At 54.3% G+C, this 20250-nt stretch carries 19 protein-coding genes; 8 read left to right on the forward strand and 11 right to left on the reverse strand.

Features of this window, described 5'->3' with window-relative positions:
* Positions 1–751: LysR family transcriptional regulator (locus RT613_RS00725; RefSeq protein ID WP_313612166.1), on the reverse strand; the 751-nt coding region annotated here is incomplete at its 3' end.
* A gap of 96 nt (positions 752–847) precedes the next feature.
* On the opposite strand from RT613_RS00725, the gene RT613_RS00730 reads away from it, so the two are divergent.
* From RT613_RS00730 to RT613_RS00740, 3 genes are all read left to right on the forward strand, one after another.
* A complete protein-coding gene (locus RT613_RS00730; RefSeq protein WP_313612168.1) occupies positions 848–2035 on the forward strand; it encodes an acyl-CoA dehydrogenase in 1188 nt (395 codons plus the stop codon).
* A gap of 323 nt (positions 2036–2358) precedes the next feature.
* Positions 2359–3795 (forward strand): NAD-dependent succinate-semialdehyde dehydrogenase, encoded by a 1437-nt coding sequence (locus RT613_RS00735; protein WP_313612170.1) that lies wholly within the window; start codon positions 2359–2361, stop codon positions 3793–3795.
* A gap of 117 nt (positions 3796–3912) precedes the next feature.
* On the forward strand, positions 3913–5010 hold the full coding sequence (locus RT613_RS00740) for a DNA alkylation repair protein (RefSeq protein ID WP_313612171.1): 1098 nt from the start codon (positions 3913–3915) through the stop codon (positions 5008–5010).
* 11 nt (positions 5011–5021) lie between these two features.
* Here RT613_RS00740 and RT613_RS00745 read toward each other — a convergent pair whose 3' ends face one another.
* From RT613_RS00745 to RT613_RS00765, 5 genes are all read right to left on the reverse strand, one after another.
* The gene (locus tag RT613_RS00745; protein WP_313612173.1) at positions 5022–6047 is read right to left on the reverse strand and encodes a sulfate/molybdate ABC transporter ATP-binding protein; all 1026 of its coding nucleotides are present in this window, start codon (positions 6045–6047) and stop codon (positions 5022–5024) included.
* A complete protein-coding gene (gene cysW / locus RT613_RS00750) occupies positions 6044–6937 on the reverse strand; it encodes a sulfate ABC transporter permease subunit CysW (RefSeq protein ID WP_313612174.1) in 894 nt (297 codons plus the stop codon). The genes RT613_RS00745 and cysW overlap by 4 nt, the downstream gene beginning before the upstream one ends.
* 4 nt (positions 6938–6941) lie before the next feature.
* Positions 6942–7763, reverse strand: a complete 822-nt coding sequence (cysT, locus tag RT613_RS00755) for a sulfate ABC transporter permease subunit CysT (RefSeq protein ID WP_313612176.1) — start codon at positions 7761–7763, stop codon at positions 6942–6944.
* Positions 7764–7835: 72 nt separating this feature from the next.
* A complete protein-coding gene (cysP, locus tag RT613_RS00760; protein ID WP_313612178.1) occupies positions 7836–8822 on the reverse strand; it encodes a thiosulfate ABC transporter substrate-binding protein CysP in 987 nt (328 codons plus the stop codon).
* A gap of 177 nt (positions 8823–8999) precedes the next feature.
* The gene (locus tag RT613_RS00765; protein WP_313612179.1) at positions 9000–10079 is read right to left on the reverse strand and encodes an enoyl-CoA hydratase/isomerase family protein; all 1080 of its coding nucleotides are present in this window, start codon (positions 10077–10079) and stop codon (positions 9000–9002) included.
* Positions 10080–10383: 304 nt separating this feature from the next.
* Here RT613_RS00765 and RT613_RS00770 point away from each other — a divergent pair, with 304 nt between their 5' ends.
* Entirely contained in the window at positions 10384–10608 is a 225-nt protein-coding gene (locus RT613_RS00770) for a DUF2934 domain-containing protein (protein WP_313612257.1), read from the forward strand.
* A 45-nt stretch (positions 10609–10653) separates the two neighbouring features.
* Here RT613_RS00770 and RT613_RS00775 read toward each other — a convergent pair whose 3' ends face one another.
* Both RT613_RS00775 and nspC read right to left on the reverse strand, forming a co-directional pair.
* Positions 10654–11895: a saccharopine dehydrogenase family protein gene (locus RT613_RS00775; protein ID WP_313612180.1), complete on the reverse strand. Its 1242-nt coding sequence runs from the start codon at positions 11893–11895 to the stop codon at positions 10654–10656.
* Positions 11896–11978: 83 nt separating this feature from the next.
* The gene (gene nspC / locus RT613_RS00780; RefSeq protein WP_313612182.1) at positions 11979–13076 is read right to left on the reverse strand and encodes a carboxynorspermidine decarboxylase; all 1098 of its coding nucleotides are present in this window, start codon (positions 13074–13076) and stop codon (positions 11979–11981) included.
* 388 nt (positions 13077–13464) lie between these two features.
* Here nspC and RT613_RS00785 point away from each other — a divergent pair, with 388 nt between their 5' ends.
* From RT613_RS00785 to galE, 3 genes are all read left to right on the forward strand, one after another.
* Positions 13465–13806, forward strand: coding sequence for a DUF883 domain-containing protein (locus RT613_RS00785; RefSeq protein ID WP_313612183.1), 342 nt, complete (start codon positions 13465–13467; stop codon positions 13804–13806).
* 9 nt (positions 13807–13815) lie between these two features.
* Positions 13816–14232 (forward strand): hypothetical protein, encoded by a 417-nt coding sequence (locus tag RT613_RS00790; protein ID WP_313612184.1) that lies wholly within the window; start codon positions 13816–13818, stop codon positions 14230–14232.
* 136 nt (positions 14233–14368) lie between these two features.
* Positions 14369–15346 (forward strand): UDP-glucose 4-epimerase GalE, encoded by a 978-nt coding sequence (gene galE, locus RT613_RS00795; RefSeq protein ID WP_313612185.1) that lies wholly within the window; start codon positions 14369–14371, stop codon positions 15344–15346.
* A 74-nt stretch (positions 15347–15420) separates the two neighbouring features.
* Here galE and RT613_RS00800 read toward each other — a convergent pair whose 3' ends face one another.
* A complete protein-coding gene (locus RT613_RS00800; RefSeq protein ID WP_313612186.1) occupies positions 15421–16002 on the reverse strand; it encodes a PRC-barrel domain-containing protein in 582 nt (193 codons plus the stop codon).
* A 356-nt stretch (positions 16003–16358) separates the two neighbouring features.
* On the opposite strand from RT613_RS00800, the gene RT613_RS00805 reads away from it, so the two are divergent.
* A complete protein-coding gene (locus tag RT613_RS00805; RefSeq protein WP_313612258.1) occupies positions 16359–17990 on the forward strand; it encodes a sensor histidine kinase in 1632 nt (543 codons plus the stop codon).
* Between the two features lie 256 nt (positions 17991–18246).
* Here RT613_RS00805 and RT613_RS00810 read toward each other — a convergent pair whose 3' ends face one another.
* On the reverse strand, positions 18247–19266 hold the full coding sequence (locus RT613_RS00810) for a sensor histidine kinase (RefSeq protein ID WP_313612187.1): 1020 nt from the start codon (positions 19264–19266) through the stop codon (positions 18247–18249).
* A 109-nt stretch (positions 19267–19375) separates the two neighbouring features.
* Positions 19376–20170, reverse strand: coding sequence for a response regulator (locus tag RT613_RS00815; protein ID WP_313612189.1), 795 nt, complete (start codon positions 20168–20170; stop codon positions 19376–19378).
* Positions 20171–20250: the final 80 nt, after the last annotated feature.

Raw genomic sequence — 20250 nt, forward strand, 5'->3', positions numbered from 1 at the left:
GTTCGATTTCAATCAGGAACAGCGGCATCAACGCCACCCCGAGGCCAGCGATACAGGCCTGCGCAACGCTGGAAAACTGCTCGAACCGCATGCCCTTGGACGGTGCGGAAACGATGCCCGCACTCTGGAACCAGTGATCCCAGGCACCGGGCCTTGACGCCATATGTAACAGTGGCAGATCGGCAATATCCTGCGGTGTGGCAATCGGGTGTTCAGCCAGAAACGCCGGACTGCAGACTGGCGCCACCATTTCCGGCATCAGAAAGGTGCTTTCGGCCGCAGGCCAATCCGCCTGTCCGATATGGATGGCCATATCGAGGCCCTCCTTTTCGAAATCGAACTGGCCGATACGGGTAGCAAAATTGATGGTGATTTCGGGGTGGCTATCAACGAAATCGGGAATGCGCGGCAACAACCAGCGTGTACCAAATGTCGGCAACATCGCAAGGTTTAAAACACTCCCATGCGTTTTAGTCATAAGCTGCAGTGACGCCGCCCGTATTTCACCCAAGGCCGCGCCAATCGCCTTGGCATAGGAACGACCCTCTGTTGTCAGTGTAACACCCCGCGCGCCACGTTCGAAAAGCCGCACACCAAGCTGCTCTTCCAGCGACATAACCTGACGGCTGATCGCCCCTTGCGTCAGGGAAAGCTCATCAGCTGCCAGCGAAAAACTGCCAAGCCGCGCAACGGAATCGAAGGCAGCCAACGCACTGGAAGACGGCAATAATTTGCGGCTGAGCGTGGTCATGTTTCATTACTATAAGGAATAGGAAGATGAGTAAACATTGCTTGCCTGCGGCGACCGAATGGCCAATTATTCCAGCCATAAACAGGAGACGTGATTGTGAGCGAGCGTGTTGCATTCAACTGGCAGGATCCATTCCTGCTTGAAGACCAACTGACAGAAGATGAGCGGATGATCCGCGATACGGCAGCGGCATTTGCTGAAGCCGAACTTCTGCCTCGCATTCAGGAAGCCTATCTCGCAGAGACATCCGAACCGGAACTGTTCCGCCTGATGGGCCAGACCGGTCTGCTGGGTGTGACGTTGCCGGAAAAATATGGCGCAGCCGAAGCTAGTTATGTGGCCTATGGTCTCGTTGCACGCGAAGTCGAACGCATCGACAGCGGTTACCGCTCGATGATGAGCGTGCAGTCCTCGCTGGTTATCTATCCGATCTTTGCCTACGGCTCTGAAGAACAGAAAGACAAATATCTGCCGGGCCTCGTATCCGGCGAGTTGATCGGCTGCTTTGGCCTGACGGAGCCGGACGCCGGCTCTGACCCCGGCGGCATGAAAACCCGCGCCGAGAAGATCGAAGGCGGTTATCGTCTGCGTGGTGCCAAGACATGGATTTCCAACGCACCGATCGCAGATGTGTTTGTGGTCTGGGCCAAGTCCGAAGCCCACAACAATGAAATCCGTGGCTTCGTGCTGGAAAAAGGCATGAAGGGTCTTTCCGCCCCTAAGATCGGCGGCAAGCTCTCCCTGCGAGCATCCATAACAGGTGAAATCGTCATGGACGGCGTAGAAGTGGGCGAAGACGCGCTGCTGCCAAACGTCTCCGGCCTCAAGGGCCCGTTCGGCTGCCTGAACCGTGCACGCTACGGCATTTCCTGGGGTGTGCTGGGTGCCGCCGAAGATTGCTGGGTTCGTGCCCGTCAATATGGCCTTGACCGCAAACAGTTCGGCAAGCCGCTGGCTGGCATGCAGCTTTACCAGAAGAAACTTGCGGACATGCAGACGGAAATCACCCTTGGTCTGCAGGCTTCCTTGCGAGTTGGTCGCCTGATGGATGAGCACAAGATGGCCCCTGAGATGATTTCCATCGTCAAGCGCAACAATTGCGGCAAGGCACTGGACGTGGCGCGTCAGGCACGCGACATGCACGGAGGCAACGGCATCCAGATCGAATACCACGTCATGCGCCACGCGCAGAACCTGGAAACTGTCAACACCTATGAGGGCACCCATGACGTACATGCGCTGATCCTCGGGCGTGCACAGACCGGCATTCAGGCCTTCTTCTGATCTTAAAAAGGCATCGAAAGCAAGCAACCGGCATCCGTACAGGTGCCGGTTTTTTCATGGCTGAATATGGTTTGAACCGCATAAAATGCGCCCAACTGTGCCTAAAACGACGTTTCAGTTCAATAAATTTGACGGCAAATCATATTGCAATGCAGCAGGTGAGACCTAATATAAGACGTGTCCGGTCCCCACCCTTTAACGGCACAAGATTTTACAACGCGCTGTCAGCCAGTTTCACGTCTATGGTTTTCTAACCACCGGACAAGTCCTGGAATTGGTCCCTCGTTTGGCGCGTTGAGCACACCAAATCACAAAGGTTTGACATGTACAGCTATCCAGACATCCAGCTTTTCATCAATGGCGAATGGCGCAATGCCATCAACGGTGAGACGATTGCCGTCAGCGATCCAGCCACCGACGAAATCATTGGCAAGATCGCCCATGCCACCAAACCTGATCTCGATCTGGCACTGGCTGCGGCTGACGAAGGTTTCAAGGTCTGGCGTGATACCTCGCCTTATGATCGCTCCAAGATCATGCGTCGCGCCGCCGACATTCTGCGCGAACGCAAGGATTACATTGCCTGGATCATGACCCGCGAACAGGGCAAGCCGCTGGCACAGGCAGCCATGGAAGTGGTTGGCGCAGCCGACACCATCGACTGGTTCGCCGAAGAGGCCCGTAGAACCTACGGTCAGGTCATTCCGTCACGCGCCACTGGCGTTTCGCAGCTTGCCATCAAGCTGCCGGTTGGCCCGGTTGCAGCCTTCACACCGTGGAACTTCCCGATCAACCAGATCGTGCGCAAGCTGTCCGCTGCCCTGTCCACAGGCTGCTCCATCATCGTCAAGGCGCCAGAAGAAACCCCGGCATCGCCAGCTGAACTGATCCGTGCCTTTGCTGATGCCGGCGTACCAGCTGGCGTCATCAATCTTATCTACGGTGTACCGGCAGAAATTTCGGAATACCTCATTCCGCATCCGGTCATCCGCAAGATATCGTTTACCGGCTCGACCCCAATCGGCAAACACCTTGCGGCCCTGGCTGGCAAGCACATGAAGCGCGCCACCATGGAACTGGGCGGTCACGCACCGGTCATGATCTTTGATGACGCCGATATCGAAAAGGCAATTGCTGTTACCTCCCTGTCGAAGTACCGCAATGCCGGACAGGTCTGTGTTTCGCCTACCCGCTTCCTGGTTCAGGAAGGTGTCGCCGATCGTTTCCTTGAAGGTTTCGTAGAAGCTGCCAAGGCCATCAAGGTCGGCAATGGTCTTGAAAGCGATGTCACCATGGGCCCGTTGGCCAATGAATGCCGCATTCCGGCCATCGAAGCACTGATCAACGATGCTGTTTCGCATGGCGCCGAATTGAAGACCGGTGGCAACCGCATCGGCAACCGCGGCAACTTCTTCGAGCCTACGGTTCTGGCCAATGTGCCAACCCACGCCAAGATCATGAATGACGAGCCATTTGGCCCGGTCGCCATCATCAACAAGTTCTCGAAGTTCGAGGACGCGGTGACGGAAGCAAACCGCCTGCCCTTCGGCCTTGCCTCTTACGCCTTCACCGGTTCTGCCAAGACAGCCCACGACCTCGGCCGTCAGGTGGAAGCAGGCATGCTGACCATCAACCACAATGGTCTTGCCCTGCCGGAAGTGCCGTTTGGCGGCATCAAGGACAGTGGTTACGGCACGGAAGGTGGTTCAGAGGCCACACAGGCCTATCTTGAAACCCGCTTCATCAGCCAGATGAGCTGATAACAGCACAGCTTTTCAGGAAAACCCGGCGCCACAAACGCCGGGTTTTCTTTTATCGATTGCCTCGCAATTGTTTTGCGATTAAGGAACAAAAAGAGAACAATTGGAGCGCAGAAAATGGCGCAAGAACCGCAACCCGCCCTGAAGGAAATATTCAATCGCGACCGCCTGTTGCATCTTGCGTCCATTACCAAGGCGGCACATGCACCGTTTGATGAAGCGGCTTTCATGCATCACGCCATGTTGGGGTTGGATGATCTCGGCATCATGCAACGCATGCGTCAGGTGGCCACGGCATGGCACGCCGTGTTGCCCGGTGATTACAGCCGTAACCTCGAAATTCTTTCTGCGCTCGCACCTCATATCCAGCATGGCTTTACCTCGATCAGCCTTGCAGAATATGTGGCGCTGTATGGTCAGGACCACTTCGAAAAGTCGATGCAGGCCCTGCACTATTTCACCCGATTTGGTTCATCGGAATTTGCCGTCCGGCATTTTCTGGCAAAAGACTTGCCGCGCACTCTGAGCGTCATGCAGACATGGGCCTCTGACGAAAACGAACATGTCCGCCGCCTCAGTTCAGAAGGTTGCCGTCCACGCTTGCCATGGTCTTTCCAGCTGAAGGCATTGGTGGACGACCCCGCCCCTGTTATGCCGATCCTTGAGGCACTGAAAAGTGACCCTTCGCTTTATGTTCGCAAGTCAGTGGCCAATCATCTCAATGACATCACCAAGGACAATCCGGCCTTCGTTTTGCAGACGGTAGCGACATGGCCAACCGACAATCAGCACACCACCTGGATCATCCGGCAGGCGCTGCGTACCCTGATCAAGAAAGGCGACAACGCGGCTCTCGCCATCCTTGGTGTGAAGGGCAAGGCGGACGTCGAGATTGAAAGCTTTCAGGTGTCACCCGACAACATCTCACTTGGCGAGAATGTGCGAATTGCCGCTGCGATCACGGCGACCGGTACGGAGCGACAAAAGCTGGTGGTGGACTATGCCCTGCATTACGTCAAAAAAGCCGGCAGCACGGCGCCCAAGGTTTTCAAATGGAAAGAACTTCATCTGGAACCCGGCGAGAGCGTCGACCTAAGCATCAACCGCGCCATCAAAGACTTTACGACCCGGACACATTATCCGGGCCGCCATCGGGTCGATCTGCTGATCAATGGTGAAATCAAGGCGCAGGGTGAGTTCACCCTCACTTCATAAGACCCCAAGGTTTAGCTTGCCGGAAAAATGCGGGCCCGTCGCACAACCACATATCCGGTTTCGCCGGCTTCAACGCCGTTTTCCGGCGGCACATCAAATTCCAGGATGTCGCCAGCTTCGGTGCTGGCGATCACACGGCGCTCTCCCGCCCGGTCCAACACCCGGATAACCTTCGCAGGCAATCCGTCATGAAGGTGTTCCCAATCCAGATCGACTGGACGGACGAAGATATCGACCTTACCGTCACCGGAATGATAGGCAAAAGGCAATTCCATATCACCGACAAACACCTTGCCGTTTCTGGCAACGCCGGAGATGCGGTTGGCATCGCCCAGAAAGCGCATGACGAAAGGCGACACGGGGTTACGGCAGACCTCTTTCGACGTGCCCTGCTGCTCGATCTTGCCATCTTTCAGAATGACAACACGGTCGGCCAGATCGAGCGCTTCTTCCTGATCATGTGTCACAAAAATCGTGGTGATACCTAGCTCTTCATGGATCTCACGCAGCCAGCGACGCAGATCACGGCGCACATTGGCATCGAGAGCACCAAAAGGCTCATCCAGCAGCAACACTTTCGGATCGACCGAAAGCGCGCGGGCCAGTGCAACACGCTGGCGCTGACCGCCGGAAATCTGCGCCGGGAAACGATCCCCCAAACCGTCCAGCTTTACCAGCCGCAACAATTCATCAACGCGGGCAGCAATCGCCGCCTTGTCGCGTTTGACGCGCGACACCTTCATGCCAAAGGCAATGTTTTCATTAAGCGTCATGTGCGGGAACAGCGCATAATGCTGGAAGACAAAACCGACACCACGGTCTCTCACCGGAATATTGGTCGCGTCCTCATCACCAAACATGATGCGGCCGCCATCGGCATATTCAAGCCCGGCCACCATGCGCAGGATCGTCGTTTTGCCAGAGCCGGAAGGACCGAGCAGCGCAAGCAGTTCACCGCTTTCGATATCCAGAGACACATCATGCACGGCACGGAATGTATCGAAGGTCTTCACCACATTTTCGAGGCGGATTTTCATGCATGTGTCTCCGTGGATGCAGCACTGGCACCATTGTCAGCCTTGCGGCCACGCCCGGCGCCGCGTCGTTCCAGCATGACCTTGGCAATGATGGTCACCACCGCCAGGAAAGCCAGAATGGAGGCGGACGCAAAGGCACCCGCCGTCTGATAGTCATGATAAAGTAGCTCGATGTGCAGCGGCAGCGTGTTGGTCTGCCCGCGAATATTGCCTGACACCACCGAAACCGCACCGAACTCACCCATCACACGCGCGTTGCAAAGCACAACGCCATACAGCAGAGCCCATTTGATATTCGGCAATGTCACCGAGAAGAATGTCCGCCAACCGGAAGCACCGAGTGACGTTGCCGCCTCTTCCAGGTCACGACCCTGCGCCTGCATCAGCGGAATAAGCTCACGCGCCACAAACGGCGCCGTCACGAACATCGATGCAATCACAATGCCTGGGAGGGCAAACAGGATCTTAATGTCATAGGCATCCAGCAGTGGCCCAAACAGCCCCTGCAGACCATAGACAAAAAGATAGGCCACACCCGCAACAATCGGTGAGATCGAAAAGGGTATTTCAATCACCACCAGAAGCAGCCTGCGGCCGGGAAAATCAAACTTGGTAATTGCCCATGCCGCCGCAATACCGAACACCGTGTTGATCGGAACCGCAATCAAAGCCGTGATCACCGTCAGGAAAATCGCATGCCGTGTATCGGGATGAATGATCGTTGCCGAATAGGCCTTCAAGCCCGCCGAGAATGCCTCAACACCAATGATAACAAGCGGCGCAACCACCAGCAGAAAACCGATGATCAGCACAAAGGCAATCAGGGAGCGGCGGACAAGCGGCGTATCCCCAACGCGTGGCGGTTTGCGATGAGAAGAGATAACACTCATGGCTTCAGCTCCTCACCGTGTAACGCAAGGCACGAGCCTGCAGCAGGTTGGTCACCGCCAGCATCACGAATGCCGTCAACAACAGTACGGATGCAATCGCTGCGGCGGCCTGATAGTCATATTCCTCAAGCCGGATAAAAACGAGCAGCGAGGTGATTTCCGTCTCAAACGGCTGGTTGCCGGCGATAAAAATAATCGCACCGAATTCACCCAGACTGCGGGCAAAGGACAGCGACAGACCGGCCAGAATGGCGGGCGTCAGAAGCGGCAAAATGACCTTGCGAAAGATTTCCCAGTCGGACCCACCAAGCGATTGCGCCGCCTCTTCGAGAGCAGGATCGAGGTCTTCCAGCACCGGCTGCACCGTGCGCACGATAAAGGGCAGGCTGGTAAAGGCCATCGCAATCATGATGCCAAGCGGCGTATAGGCAACCTTGATGCCGATCATGGCCAGAACAGAGCCAAACCAGCCATTACCGGCAAACAGGGCCGTCAGCGCGATACCGGCAACGGCGGTCGGCAATGCAAAGGGCAGATCGACAATTGCATCAACAAAACGCCAGCCGGGAAAACGGTATCGCGTCAGCACCCATGCCAGCGCCAAACCGAACACCACGTTAAAGCACGTGGCCGCCAAGGCGCAAAGAACCGTCACGCGGTAGCTGGCAACCGCACGCGGCGATGACACGATGTTCCAGTATTCAACAGGCCCAAGACTGGCCGCCTTGAACACAAGCGCTGCCAGCGGCAGCAAGACGATAACGCCAACGTAAAAAAGGGTTACGCCGAGTGAGAGGCTTAACCCCGGCAAGACATTGCGTTTCAAACGGCATCCCCCAAACAAATTGACCCGGCAGGTTTACCCTGCCGGGTTAAATCCGTATTCAGCTCGATTTTATCAACGGTTGCCGTAAAGCTTGTCAAGGACGGCGCCAGAGGCAAAATGCTCCTTCTGTACCTTATCCCAACCACCGAAAACATCGTCCACCGTCACCAAGCGAATTGCAGGGAACTGATCCTTGAATTCTGCAGCGACCTTTTCGTTGTTGACGCGGTGGCCAAATTCAGCGGCGATCTTCTGACCGTCTTCCGTGTAGAGGAAATCGAGGTAGGATTTTGCCAGTTCACGCGAGCCGCGCTTGTCAGCAACCTTGTCCACGACAGCAACCGGGAATTCTGCAAGCAGGCTGACGGACGGCACAACGCTTTCGAACTTGTCCGTGCCATACTGCTTGGCAATGCCACGGGTTTCCGCTTCGAAGGTAATGATCACGTCACCGATTTCGCGCTCGACGAAGGTCGTAGTGGCAGCACGGCCTCCAGTGTCAAAAACCGGAACGTTGGCGAAGATCTTCTTCACAAAACCTTCAACCTTCGCCTCGTCGCCGTTAAACTTTTCCTTGGCGTAAGCAGTGGCAGCCAGATAGGTGTAGCGGGCGTTGCCGGAGGTTTTTGGGTTCGGGAACACAATCTTCACGTCATCGCGGGCCAGATCATCCCAGTCCTTGATGTTCTTAGGGTTGCCGGAGCGTACCAGGAAGGACGGGAAGGAGTAGAATGGCGAAGCGTTGTTCGGGAAATCTTTTTGCCAGTCAGCTGAAACGAAGCCCTGCTTTACCAGGAAGTCAATATCGGTCACCTGGTTGAAGGTAACGACATCAGCTTCAAGGCCTTCAACGATGGCACGAGCTTGCTTGGAGGTGCCTGCGTGCGACTGGTCGACTGTCACGCCCGGATGCGCCTTGACGAAGGCCTCATTTTCGGCGGCAAAAATTTCGCGCGCAATGTCGTAGGATGCGTTGAGAATGGTCTTCGGTGCTTCGGCATAGGCCTGACCCGACAGAAGGACAGCAAGTGCTGAACCGAGAATGAGAAGGCGCTTCATTGAATTCCCCAAAAGTGAACTGGCCATGAAACTACAGATAGCAGGCCGTCCATGCGAGGAATCCCCCTCCAACACCTCTGCGGAAAGGAGAATTTTACGCCAAATGAATTGGCGGAATGCGATTAATATTCCGCCTTTGCGCGATTAACGGATGTATTGCCTAACGCTATCACCGAGCTACAATCTATGGCTTTCAAAAATTGGACTATGATTTCGCTTAAAAAATCGGTCGATATCGGCGCTTTCAACCTGTGCCAACAGGGCTGGCTGCCACTGCGGATTGCGCTCCTTGTCGATCAGTGCGGCCCTCACCCCTTCGTAAAAATCATGGCCTTTCAGCACCTCAAGTCCAGCCGAAAATTCGCGCTCCAGGCATTCGATCAGACCGGAACTCTCACGGGCCAGTCGCAACATACGCAAGGTGATTTTCAGACTGGTCGGCGACCGTTTTTCCAGGCTTTGAAGCGTGGTCTTAGACAGATCATCATCCCTGGCCTTCAATGCGGCAATGATCTCTTCAACCGTATCATGGCTGAAAACGGCATCGATCAGTGCGCGACCGCTTTCAAACATCCCCGGTGATGGCAGCGTCGAAAATTGCGACAACAGCGTCTCGATGCCTTTGTGCACATCCGAGGGCCCGAGGGTAGAGATTGCAAGGGTCAACTCCTCCAGGCGCTCTGATGGCACGTGGACATCCGCAAGCCCTGCAAATATCGCATCTGCGGCATTGACCTCATTGCCGGTCAATCCCATCCAGGTGCCGATTTCGCCCGGCGCTTGCGGCAAAAGCCAGCTGACGCCGACATCCGGAAAATAACCAATGCCGGTTTCCGGCATGGCAAGGCGTGTGCGCTCGGTCACCACACGAAATGCCCCATGCGATGACAGACCGACACCGCCACCCATGACGATTCCATCCATCAAGGCCACATAGGGTTTGGGATAATGGGCGATGGTGTGATTGAGCGGAAACTCCTCCCGCCAAAAGCGACTGACATCAGGGTCATTCGCCTTACCGAGATCATGAATGATACGAATATCTCCGCCGGCACAAAAGGCCCGCCCACCCTCGCCACGCACAACGACACTCGCAATCGACGGATCATCGGCAAAATCGGCAAGGGCTGATTTCATGGCCCTCACCATGCCTAGATTGAGACTGTTGAGCGCACGGGGACGATTGAGGCGAATGATCCCGCAATGGCCCTTGCACTCGACGATAAGCTCGTCATTCAGATCAACCGTGTCATTCATCTCATCACCTAAAATTGATCACCTGGAATCAACATCCTGATTTCAAGTGAAAGCATATTTTTCAGGTGACAATAATTGCGAAACATCAACTTCAGTACAAGTTCGATACAGCTTTTATTCCGAAAGCAGCAGGCATTTGACAAATGACAACCATGGCGTTCTTGCAACGCAGCAAGAACGCTTGACGCATCCCGAATCATGCCTTGTAATGACGTCTCAGATTGCCGGCGCAATCCCTGTCCAGCGTCCTGCCGGCGTGCCGTATAGCGTTGCAAACGCAACGATCAGCAACAGGAGATTTGAAATGCAGTCTTCCGAACATGAATGGATCAGCAAGCGTGCCTACACCCTGTGGGAAGCAGAAGGACATCCTAGTGGCAGGGATGCCGAACACTGGGGACAGGCCAGCAGAGAGTTTCAGCTGCTGAACCAGTCCGCCGCCACGCATCCAGCAGTCAAAAAGAAAACAACGTCGAAGGCGACAACAGCGGCCAAGCCCAAAACCAAGGTAAAAGTTGCAGCCGAATAGGCCCACAAAAAAGCCCCGCAAATGCGGGGCTCTCTTTTGTTTCAATCAGGAGAAGTTCAGGGCGCGGTCACCATTCTCATCCTTGATGCGGGTCGGCAGGCCGATCCGGTTCAGGATATCGAGGAATGGCTGCGGCGGCAGCTCTTCAACATTCGCCATCTGCTTCACGTCCCATTCACCTGTTGCAATCAGCATGGCTGCAGCAACTGGCGGAACACCGGCAGTGTAGGAAATGCCCTGGCTGCCGACTTCTTCATAGGCTTCCTTGTGGTCAGCCACGTTGTAGATGAAGACTTCGCGCTCCTTGCCGTCCTTGGTGCCCTTGACGATATCGCCAATGCAGGTCTTGCCGACATAGTCAGGTGCAAGCGAAGACGGATCAGGCAACACGGCCTTGACCACCTTCAGCGGCACGACTTCCAGTCCTTCAGCCGTTTTGACCGGCTTTTCTGACAGCAGACCAAGGTTGTTCAGCACGGTGAAGACGTTGATGTAATGGTCACCAAAGCCCATCCAGAAACGGACATCGGCACCGTCCATGTTCTTGGACAGCGAATGCACTTCATCATGCCCGGTCATGTAGGCTTTCTGCTTGCCTACCACCGGCAGGTCAAACTCCTGACCGATCTCGAACATCTTGTTCGTCTGCCATTGCTGGTTCTGCCAGGAGTAAACAACGCCCGTAAATTCGCGGAAGTTGATTTCCGGGTCGAAGTTGGTCGAGAACCAACGACCATGGCTGCCTGCATTGATATCGACGATATCAACCGAGGTGACCTTGTCGAAATATTCATCCTTGGCAAGACGGGCATATGCGTTCACGACGCCAGGATCGAAACCAACGCCGAGAATGGCGGTAATGCCCTTTTCCTTGCATTCTGCGGCACGCTTCCACTCGTAGTTACCGTACCACGGTGGTGTCTCGCAGATCTTGCCTGGATCTTCATGAATGGCAGTATCCATATAGGCAACGCCCGCGTCCATGCAGGCGCGAAGAACGGACATGTTCACGAAAGCCGAACCGACGTTGATGACAATCTCAACTCCGGTTTTCTTGATCAAGGCTTTTGTTGCCTCAACATCCATAGCGTCAAGCGCATGGGCCTCAAGCTTCACCTCGGTTTTGAGGCTCTTCTTCTCGCGTACGGATTCGACAATCTTGCGGCACTTTTCAACGGTGCGTGACGCAATATGAATGTCTCCCAATACATCGCTGTTCTGGGCGCACTTGTGCGCCACGACCTGTGCTACGCCACCGGCGCCGATGATGAGAACGTTCTTCTTCATTTCAGGTGATGCCTCCTTTTCCCCACGGGGATAAGATACTGTTGGGTTTGGTTTTACAGGAACTGCCGTTTTGGCAGTTCGTGTTACGATAGACTTTGCTCGTAATCGGCAAAATCGAATTCACGGACCGGACGCAGCGAGCCATCCAGTTCCTTGATGACGATGGCTGGCATTTTCACGCCATTGAACCAGTTCTTCTTGACCATAGTATAGCCGGCTGCGTCCTGAAACGAAATCCGGTCGCCGATCTTGAGTTCAGAGCCAAAACGGAACTCACCAAAAATGTCACCGGCCAGGCAGGACTTGCCGCAGACCATGAAGCTGTGATCGCCTTCATTTGGCGTTACCTTGGCATTTTCGCGGTAGATCAGCAGGTCAAGCATATGAGCTTCGATCGAGCTGTCGACGATTGCCAGGTTCTTGCCATTGTATAGCGTATCGAGTACGGTCACTTCCAGCGTCGTGCTCTTGGTAATCGAAGCCTCACCTGGCTCCAGATAGACCTGCACGTCGTATTTTTGCGAAAACGCCTTGAGGCGGTCGCAGAACGCGTCGATCGGGTAACCTTCGCCGGTAAAGTGAATGCCGCCACCAAGGCTCACCCATTCAGCGCGCGACAGCAGCGATCCGAACTTGTCCTCGATCTGCGTGAGCATGCGGTCGAACAACGCGAAATCATTGTTCTCGCAGTTGTTGTGGATCATGAAACCGGAAATGCGGTCCATGACCTTTTCAACCTTGCTCACATCCCATTCGCCAAGGCGGCTGAATGGACGAGCCGGATCGGCCAGGTCAAAGCTGGACGAACTGACCTGGGGGTTGAGACGCAGTCCGCGCGTAATGCCAGACGCCTTGTCTGCAAAACGCTCAAGCTGGCTGATCGAGTTGAAGATGATCTTGTCGGCATGAGAGATGACTTCATCGATCTCATAATCGGCATAGGCAACGCTGTAGGCGTGCGTCTCACCACCGAATTTTTCGTGACCAAGCCGTACCTCGTAAAGCGAGGATGATGTCGTGCCATCCATATACTGGCTCATGAAGTCGAACACCGACCACGTCGCAAAGCACTTGAGCGCCAGCAAAGCCTTGGCTCCCGACTTCTCACGAACATAGGCAATCTTCTCCATGTTCTGGAGCAGTTTGGACTTGTCGATCATGTAATAAGGTGTCTGAATCATCGCGTCGTCACATCTTCGTCTAAGGATTTTGATGGGCCTTATATGATGCTTGTGACAGGAAAACAAATAAGCACGCATAAATGTTGTGCCTGTGCAAAACTTTACTTCACAAAAACCGACCGTCTGCGCCCTGCCGCTCCGTAAATTGCGCGTCACGATGGAACAATATGCTCATCGAAGATGTTTATGCCGCAGATCAAGCAATTGGCTGAACGTACTCGCTCGAACATCTGGGTGCATAGGCCAGACTGGAGATTGAAATGAAGGGCATAGTTTTGTGGATGGTGGGCATTCCGTTACCCATCATTATTCTTCTCTACTTCTTCGGGTATATGTGAAACACTTAAAACGCGAGCTTTCACACAAAAACAACTGAAAGGGACAACACATGGCTGGACCACGCAACGTGAATGAAAAGATCGATCAGGCTCTGGAAAACGACAATGTTGCGGATATTGCCGAGCAGTTGGCGCGGTTGCGTGAAGATCTAGCCGGTCTTGCCAAAAGCGTAAAAGCCCTTGGCGTTGATGCGGGTGATGAACTCAAGGCGCAGGCAAGTCGTGTGACGGATGAAGCGATCAACGCATCCACCCAGGCCGCACAAAATGTTCGCGACGAGTTTTCCGCACTCAATCAAAGCCTGGCGGAACAGGTGCAGCGCAAGCCCCTTCAGTCGCTCGGCATTGCTGTCGCCGTTGGCTTTATGCTCGCCGTCATCAACCGTCGCTAAATAAACGTCATGCTCCAGACCTTGCTCGTTTACCTCAGCGACACCCAACGTGAGGGCAGATTGGTCACCCGCCGCATGCGCTGCAAAGCCATGCTGTGGGTATTTTGCCTGTTCAGCTTTCTGCTGGCTGCCATTTTTGGTATTATCGGTGGTGCAATTTATCTGGCACAGGAAATTGGTGCCGGCCCCGCCGCCTTGCTGATTGCTGGTATCGCGTTCCTGCTTGGCGTTATCGCACTCATTTCCCTGGCGATCATGAACAGGCCACGCGCCTATGGTTCGCCACCCGGCGTCGCGCAAGCGGCGATGGCACCGCTTGTCGTGCAGTCATTGGTTGGCAACGCCATGCAATCACGGCCCTACGTGACACTGGCGGTTGCCGGTGTGCTCGCATTTCTGGCTGCCCGGCCAATCGTGCGCAAATAACACTCCATCCGGCGGTCCACGGACGGCCGGATATCGTCTGCTGCAATATATTGCCGTAACAATTTATCCGCGTCACTGGCCTCGATCCGGAAACCATGCCATGAAACGCATGGGTTCAATATTTGAGAGACTGTGGATGCCAGAAAAAATTCTCGTCGTCGGTGGAGCAGGTTACATCGGTTCCCATACATGCCTCCTGCTTGCCGAAAGAGGTTACGAACCGGTCGTTTACGACAATCTTTCCAACGGACATGAAGAATTTGTGCGCTGGGGACCCTTTGAACGGGGCGACATCAGAGATCGTGCACGTCTCGACGAGGTCATCGCAAAGCACAAACCAAAAGCAGTGATGCATTTTGCGGCGCTGATCGAAGTCGGAGAATCCGTCAAGGAACCGGTTGCCTTCTACGACAACAACGTCATTGGTGCACTGACCCTGCTCTCCTGCGCGCTGAATGCCGGCATTGATGCCTTCGTGTTTTCATCCACCTGCGCGACCTATGGCCTTCCTGAACGGGTGCCACTTGATGAGCAACACCCACAAGCACCAATCAATCCATACGGCCGCACCAAGCTGATCATTGAACAGGCTCTGAAGGATTTCGGGACCTACAAAAACCTGCGCTCGGTTATCCTGCGTTATTTCAATGCGGCAGGAGCTGATTTTGAAGGCCGTATCGGCGAATGGCATACACCAGAAACCCATGCCATACCGCTGGCACTGGAGGCAGCACTTGGTCGCCGTGAAGGTTTCAAGGTTTTCGGTACCGATTATGATACGCGTGATGGCACCTGCGTGCGCGACTACATCCACGTTCTGGATCTTGCTGACGCCCATGTGCGGGCGGTCGACTATCTCTTGGCGGGCGGCTCAACGGTTGAACTGAACCTCGGCACCGGCACCGGCACCACCGTCAAGGAATTGCTGAACACGATCTCCGAGATTTCCGGACGTCCATTCCCGGTGGCCTATGCAGAGCGTCGTGAGGGTGACTCGACCACACTGGTTGCCAACAATGACAAGGCGCGCGAGGTCTTGGGTTGGGACCCGCAATACACGCTGAAGGACATCATCAGCTCGGCTTGGGAATGGCATTCCAAACACAACGGCTGAAATATCTCTGATCGACAGACATGAAAAAAGGCGGTGCACACGGCACCGCCTTTTTATTTGAACACAATCAACCCTTACGGAGTGGTCGAGGATGTTGTTGTAGACGTATCAGGCATGGCTGGCGCCTGGGCATTCTGCGCATTACGCTTTTCCTCAAGCGTCATGAACTCAGGAGCAGCCTTCAGAGCATCCGCCGTTTCCATCGTCGTCAAACGAACTGTGCCAGCTTCTGCGTCACGTGTTACAGTTACCTTGTCGATTGGTAGAGCGACATTCTTCGCGCCAATACCCAGGAAACCGCCAACACCAACCACAACGGCATCAATGCCACCATTTTCCTCAATGATCAGGTCGGTCACATTACCAATGCTTTCGTCACCCGATGTGTAAATGGCCTTGCCGATATAGTCATTGGCACTGACCTGTTGTTCAGACTGCTCGGTCAGATATTCGCCCGTTGCAGCTGCAGCGGTATCAGGCGCAACCGCATTGGGTGCAGCCGGCGCCGTTGGCTCAGCCGGGGCTGGAGCAGGGCTTTCAATCGAAGGGCTTGCTGGAGCGCCAGGGGCCGGTGTGGTCTGCGCCATCGCAATTGGTGCGAAAGCAGTTGAACCCAGCAGTGCAGCCGAAGCGATAATGGTGAGTGTCTTCTTCATATCGAACCTTCCTTTCATCCTCTCTAGAACTTGCAAAAATCGATTTGTTCGATCTTGTTTGCGGTTCGATAAGCAAACGGCATAACATCGGCGATGGTTCCCCTTTTTCTGAGACATAATGCCCAACACACGGAAATCCCTTTGCTTTTTTGTAACAACACCCCTAGTTTCACCGAGGCATCCCACTTCCAAATTGCCAAAGCATCGCATAATGTGGCGTCACTTTGGTATTTCTGCTTACCACTTGGAAAGAGCAACCAGCCGCACGATCGACAAGGAACTGGATCATCGAAAAACTCAGAGCATGGCTTGGACATCTGTTTCCAGTTGCGTCTTTAAGAGCATATATTGTGGTGATGACCACTGTGGTCACGCTACCGCTGATCCTGTTTACCGGCTTCCTCATGTTCAAGCTGCAAGCAGATGAACGTACCGACCTGCAACGTGAAACAGTGGAAGACGCCAGAGCGATAAGCCGCAGCATCGAACGACGGCTGCAGGAAATGGCAACATCCCTCAATTTGTTGGCACAGTTCCCCGAACTCGAAAGCAACGACCTGCCGGCCTTTCAACGGCGAATCCATACAAGCCTTGCTCAAGAGGGGCTGTATGTCATTGTTGCGACCAAAGATGGACAGCAGAAGCTGAACACACGTGTCCAATCAAACGAAGCATTGGGCAAGGTGCCTGCTCAAGCCGATTTGGCGACAGCATTATCGACAAACCGGATTTCAGTGTCCAACATCTTCTTTGGCAATACCAGCCAGCAGTGGGTATTCAACGTAACCCTGCCCTTGCCACCGAGGCTGGCAGCTGCGGGTGATGCCTTGATCATGACGCAGAATGCCGTTGATCTGCGTCCGCTGATCTCCACTGAAAAGCTGCCGGCCGGCTGGTCGGTCGCTGTGCTGGATGATGCCGACCGGGTGATCATTTCAAGTTCGCCCGACAATGTCGTCCCGGGGAAACCTTTTACCGAGGAAAGCCTACTTGGCCGCATGAGCAGTTTCAGCGGCAATTTCCTCGATGATGAAGGCAATGTTTTTGCCTATTCCCAATTTCTCGGCTGGTCTTGGAAAACCGTCATCTGGGGTCCTGAAGCCTCCAGCCAGGCCGCCTTGGTCAGCACCTGGCGTAACATGATGATCGGCAGTGTTCTGATGGTGCTCGGCGCCATATTGGGGGCTTACATTGTTGGTCGCCAATTGCGCAGTTCGATCCTAGAAATCACCGACATGGCCGAACGCATCGGTCAGGGTGAAATCGTCGCACCCGTGCAAACAAAAATCACCGAAGCCAACCAGGTGGCGATTGCACTGTCCAACGCGTCGTTCGACCGCAGTCAAGCCGAGGACCGGATGCTGCTGGTTTTGCACGAATTGGTGCATCGATCCAAAAACATCCTGACCCTCGTTCAGGCTATGATGCGACAGCTTGCCCGCGAAAACACCTCGATTGCCGATTTCCAGAAGGAAGTCGATCATCGTCTGCGCGGACTTGGGATGTCCATTCGCGCCCTGACGGAAACCCAGTGGCAGGGGTTGCCAATCAACAAACTGATCGAAACGCATCTTGATGTGTTCGGCAGCGTAAGCCAGCAGGTCATCAACAAGGGTGAAGATTTCATGCTGTCGCCGGAGGCAGCACAGAACCTCGGCCTGATCCTGCACGAGTTGACCACAAACTCAATTAAATACGGCGCGCTGTCCGTCAAAGACGGTATCGTTGAAATTGAATGGCAGCACTCTGAAAGAGAAGATGGTCAGGAGATGATCACCATTTGCTGGCGTGAAAAAAATGGCCCTCCTGCCAGCCCGCCAAGCCGCAAGGGTTTTGGGTCGACCATCGTCAAGCGGCATGCTGAAGGCGCGTTTTCTGGCCTTGTTGATATCGATTATGCCGTCACAGGCTTCGTCTGGACACTCACAGCGCCTCAGCGATTTTTCATGAAATCGGCACAGTCTTCCACGGCCGAAGAAAAATATTAATTTCTGCGGAACGAAATGAATGCACGCGCATTCTTACTGCAAGCCAGGAATGTTACCCCGTCCCCCGTCATTCCTTCGGCTTATGCAGGTCCCGCCCTAAGACCTGTATAAAAAAGCCCGGTTCAGCCCCCGAACCGGGCTTTTTTTATGCGGTTTTTTGCCCCGCCATGCGGCCACAAGAAAAACCCTCCGACACCACAGGCATCAGGAGGGCTATAATGTCGTCTGGCTCACATGAGTTCATGCAGCGCCAAATTCATATTGGGAATGTCAGGCGATAGCGGATATGGCTGGTTTCGATGTCATAGGCTGCTTGACCCGCCAATGCGGCCGGAACCACTTTTTCGAGAACGACACTGCCGAAATTGGCATTCTGCTTTTGGCCTTTAGATTTGGCTTCACCAGGATTGGGTTCGGCAGGCTTGCTATCGGCGGGCCGGTTTGAAAGCGGCTCTTCCCAGAGAAGCTCCAACTGATCGCCGGTATCGCTTTGAATGCGGCTACAGTGCAATGTCACTGGCAAATGGCTTGCCAGATTGCCTCCGTGAGAAATGGTATTGACCACAAGCTCATGGAAGGCCAACCCGACATAAACGGCACCATTGGGGTTCAACAGCACGTTTTCACCATGCATGCGAACGAGATGGGGATACTCAGGTAGATAGAGGTTGGCCTGCTGGCGCAGCAGATCGAATACCGATGCACCCCTCCAATCAGAATCCGTAATTAGGTCCTGCGCCTGCGAAAGCGCATGCAACCTACCTCTGAATTTGCGCAGAAATTCATCCTTGGACAGTGTGAAGCGTGCCGTCTGTGACGCAAGGCTCTGAATGATCGCCATCAGGTTTTTGGACCGGTGGCTGACTTCACGCAACAGCGACCGCAACAACTGCTCACGCCGCCGTTCGGCTGTGACTTCGCGGATCGTCGTTTTGACAACAAGCTGCTCACCACGGGTTAGTGTGGTGTAGGCGGAAAACTGGAAGATGCGGTCTTCGCCCGCTGCAACCTCCAGCATGCCACTGGCGCCGGACACCGTAAGGCCCCTGCGCAATTCTGAAAGCCTGTGAGCCAGTTCCGACCCGAACAGGTTTTCATCATTGGGTTCACAACCAGCAGGAACACCCCAAATATCCGGAAGATTGGCAATGAAGATGTAGTTAGAGGAACAATCCTGAAGCATGACAGTTTCGCCGGAGTCCAGCAAAGCCAGTATCAGCGATTCACGTAATTCCTGCTCATCCTGCCCAGGCGTGTACCAAGCCAGACGGTGCAATCATGATCTCCTTGAACTATGTCATAACTGCCGCATTGCGGATGTTATGAGGGACATCCATGTCCGGGGAAGAGAACTGCTCCTGCCCCGACATGACCGGACACATCACTTAAGCGGCAGCACGTGAGTTTTCATTGAAGAACAAAGCCTGACTGATCAGCGCCTTCACCATGTCCGGGTTGAACGGCTTGGTCACCAGGAAGGTTGGCTCTGGGCGTTCGCCCGTCAGCAATCTTTCCGGGAAAGCGGTGATGAAGATGACCGGCAGCGACGTCGACTGGAGAATTTCGTTCATCGCTTCAAGGCCAGAACTGCCATCCGCCAACTGAATATCCGCCAGCACCATTTTCGGCCGGGTTGTCTTGAACAACTCGATTGCTTCCTTGTGGGTCCGGGCAATACCGGTGACATTGTGGCCAAGGTCGGTGACCATCTGCTCGATGTCCATGGCAATCAAAGGTTCGTCTTCGATGATCATGATATCGGTCGCCACCTGACGCGCAATTTCCGAAGCAGCCGTGTCGATCAGCTCACCCAGTTTCTTTTCAGTGACCTGAATAACCTCTGCCGCTTCACTGACGCTGAACTCTTCAACGGTGGTCAGAAGAAATGCCAGACGCGGCAATGGTGGCAATGCAGCCAGATTTGCCGATGCTTGCTTTTCCCATCCGCTCAAAGGCTCATCAGGGTTAATATTGATGTTTACGGAACCAAAAATAGAGACAAACAATTGATAGAGTGAAACTCTGTCGCTGCTGGTCTTTGGATAGATGCTGACATCTGCAATCAAAGCCTCAAGGCTCGCAGCAACATAGGCGTCACCAGTGGTCTGGGAACCGCACACGGCTCTCGCAAACCTGCGCAAATAGGGCAAGTGAGGCGCTATACGAGTGGAAACTGACATTAATAATTCTCCCCTTACATGCGATTTGCGGTGCAAATCCGTGTGTAAACACGACACTTGAAAAAAAGTTCCACACCTTC

The organism is Agrobacterium sp. (assembly GCF_032092815.1).
In the GTDB taxonomy this organism is placed as follows: Bacteria; Pseudomonadota; Alphaproteobacteria; order Rhizobiales; family Rhizobiaceae; genus Agrobacterium.